Origin of the sequence: Paenibacillus sp. 22594 (assembly GCF_052044425.1) — a bacterium.
Taxonomy (GTDB): domain Bacteria; phylum Bacillota; class Bacilli; order Paenibacillales; family Paenibacillaceae; genus Paenibacillus_AQ.
The window spans coordinates 1-3,077 of sequence record NZ_JBQENA010000028.1 but is presented as its reverse complement, the minus strand read 5'-3'; the positions used below and the strand labels follow the sequence as shown (position 1 = coordinate 3,077).

Below are 3,077 nucleotides of genomic sequence, written 5' to 3'. Positions count from 1 at the left end.
TTGCGTGTACACCACGTCGTCCTGTCTAACGACAGTTATCAATTAATCTGGAATTTCCATCACATTATTATGGATGGGTGGAGCCTGGGAACATTGTTTGGTGAGCTGCTGTACATCTACAAGACACTGAGTCTGGGGCAAGCCTTGCAGTTGGAAACTCCCCAGCCGTATGGGCGCTTTATTGTCTGGCTGGAGAGCCAGGACAAGAATCAAGGGGCCACGTACTGGAAGAACTACCTCCACAACGTGGATGATGTGACGTTGCTGCCAGGATATCAGAAGCAAAATGGACAGAACCTGTATGTACAAGAAGAGCAGTGCCTTACCCTGAGCCGGGAAATGACCGAGAAACTGCAGCGGACCGCCGCGCAGCAGCAAGTCACCTTAAACACAGTTCTCCAGGCCATATGGGGAGTGTTACTTCAAAAGTACAATCAGCGGAAAGAGGTTGTGTTTGGAGCCGTTGTGTCCGGCCGACCAGGAGAGATCCCGGGAATTGAAAAGATGGTGGGGCTGTTTATTAATACCATTCCAGTCCGAATGAGCGGGTCCTCCCAAACATTTGTGGAACTGGTCCAGAGCATACAGGATGAAGCAACCTTATCGGATCAGTACAGCTCCTATCCGCTGTATGAAATCCAGAATCACAGTGTGCTGAAACAGGATTTGATCAATCATATAGTGGTATTTGAGAACTACCCAATAGATGAACGGTTGAAAAACATGAGCAAGGGGGATGGAGAAGCGATCTTGGAACTGTCGGGGTTCCAGACCTTTGAGCAAACAAACTATGACTTTAACGTTGTGGTGATTCCGGGAGCCGAACTGATGATCAAGTTCAGCTACAACAGTCAAGCCTACAGTGAAGAAGCTGTGAAGCGTATCCGTGGCCACGTAGAACATCTTATTGAGCAGGTTGTGACAGCGCCGGAGCAGGGTCTCGAGGAGTTAGAGATCGTAACAGCAGCGGAGAAAGAGCAGTTAATCTTTGGCTTTAACCAGACGGCAGCTGCCTATCCAGCGGCCAAGACCGTGCACCAGTTGTTTGAAGAGCAGGCAAAACGGACACCGGATCATATTGCTTTAGTAGAAAAAGAAAAGGTGATGAGCTACCGGGTCTTAAACGAAAAGGCGAATCAACTGGGTCGGTATCTGCAGCAATGCGGAGTCACGAATAACACCGTAGTAGGAATCATGGCCGAACGATCGATGGAACTGGTAATTGGCCTGCTGGCCGTGTTAAAAACAGGCGGTACCTATGTGCCAATAGATCCGGCCGTTCCTGTAGAGCGAATCAAGTATATTTTGGAGGATAGCGGAGCCAAGGTGCTGTTAACCCAAGCGAATCTTGGGGCAGAAGAAGTGGGAAGCAAGGTATGGGTTGAACTCAATCAGCCGGTAGCCCACCTGGGAATACACAATCTGGAAGACGTACAACCGAGCGCGGAAAGCCTGGCATATATAATGTACACCTCCGGATCCACGGGACAACCTAAGGGAGTCATGATTTCACACCGGGGCGTGGTCAATTACCTTGAGGGAGCGAGGAAGGCGTACTACAGTGAGAAAGCGTATGACGGAGCGCTTTATTCCTCAATAGCCTTTGACCTTACGGTAACGTCGTTATATCTGCCTCTTCTGACCGGGCAGAAGTTGTTTATTTACAACGAGCAAGATCCGGCAGTCGTACTGGAAGAGGTTCTGCGCGCAGATCAGGCAGGGATGCTGAAAGTGACCCCATCGCATTTGGAACTTGTGGCAAGGATGAGTGTAAAGAGTCAGCATCTGAGAGTGCTGATCGTAGGGGGGGAAGAACTTAAGACCGAGCTTGCGGAACGAATCTATGATCATTATGAGGGCAGGGTTAGACTTTATAATGAATATGGTCCGACGGAAGCAACAGTAGGCTGCATGGTTCATCCGTATGATCCTGCGATCGAGCAGAGCGGAACCGTACGGATCGGCAAGCCGGGAGATAATATGGAAATTTACATCTTGGAGCATGGAACCGATCTGGTCCCGATCGGCGTGTACGGTGAATTATGTATTGGCGGAGATGGATTGGCGCGAGGATATCTCAACCGGGCAGAACTGACTGCAGAGAAATTTGTGGATCATCCTTTCAGTGAAGGCGAAAAACTGTACCGGAGTGGAGACCTGGCCCGCTGGCTGACGGACGGGACAATGGAGTATGGCGGACGGATGGACCACCAGGTGAAAATCCGTGGCTACCGGATCGAGTGCGGTGAGATTGAGGCGCAGCTGCAAGCGCATGAGCAGGTGAAGGAAGCCGTAGTACTGGCACGAAAAGAGGCCTCAGGGCAACAGTATTTGTGTGCCTATGTGGTTGGAGACGCGGAATCGGAGGAACTGAGAGGCTATCTCGCCCAGACATTGCCCGGGTATATGATTCCAGCCCACGTTGTCCGGCTGGAGCAAATGCCACTGACCCACAACGGGAAGGTGGATCGAAATGCACTTCCGATCCCTGAACATCATTTAATGCAGAATGAGTATGTGGCACCCCAAGGAGAGATTGAAGAGCAACTGGCTGCGATCTGGTGTGAAGTGCTGGGTGCCAAGCAGGTGGGACGAACGGACAGCTTCTTTGAACTGGGTGGGGACTCGATCAAAGCGATACGGATCGTGTCGAAGTTAAGAAGTGCAGGCTATCATATTGCGATCAAAGATATTATGCAAAAGTATACCGTTGAGGCGATTAGCTATGTGGTACAAAAGTCTATTCTAGAGGAACAGTACGAGCAAAGTGAAGTAAGTGGCCTCGTACCGCAGACACCGATCGTCAGAGAGTTTACCTCTTGGAAGTTTCCTAAGCCGCATCACTTCAATCAGGACATGCTGATGGAAATTGATCTGGAAGAGGAGAACCAGCTTCGGGAAGTGCTAGATGCCCTTACGGCGCATCATGATATCCTGAGATCCGTCTACCGGGAAGGCCAGTTAGAGATCCTAAAAGTGAGTGACAGCAAAGCCTATGAACTAAAGGTGTATGACTATAGCAAAGAACAAACAGCAGTAGAATTAATGGAAGCGGCATGTACAGATCTGCATCGCAG

1 protein-coding gene is annotated in these 3,077 nt (G+C 50.0%); it reads left to right on the top strand.

What is annotated here, in order from left to right; translation table 11 throughout:
- On the top strand, nt 1-3,077 hold a 3,077-nt coding region (locus ACTJKB_RS30795; RefSeq protein WP_440838028.1), incomplete at both ends, for a non-ribosomal peptide synthetase.